Here is a 271-nt window from a genome sequence, read left to right on the forward strand (position 1 = left end):
GAACGGGTATCGACTTATTCGTAGGTATTGGCGGAGCTCCAGAAGGTGTTATTTCTGCAGCAGCATTAAAGTGCCTTGAAGGTGAAATGCAAGCTCGCTTAGTTCCAATGAACGAAGAAGAAGAAGCTCGTTGTCGTGAAATGGGATTAGAAGACCCTCGTCAACTTCTTATGTTAGATGACTTAGTATCTGGGGATGATGCAATCTTCTCAGCAACTGGTGTATCTGCTGGTGAGTTATTAGACGGTGTTAAATTCCTTGGCGGCGATTT

Annotated in this window: 1 protein-coding gene; it reads left to right on the forward strand. The window is 44.3% G+C overall.

Translation table 11 applies throughout. From position 1 onward, the window contains the following. On the forward strand, window positions 1-271 hold a 271-nt coding region (locus tag SB717_RS36000), incomplete at both ends, for a fructose-bisphosphatase class II (protein ID WP_410907780.1).

This window comes from Priestia sp. SIMBA_032 (assembly GCF_046535215.1).
GTDB classification, from domain to species: domain Bacteria; phylum Bacillota; class Bacilli; order Bacillales; family Bacillaceae_H; genus Priestia; species Priestia aryabhattai.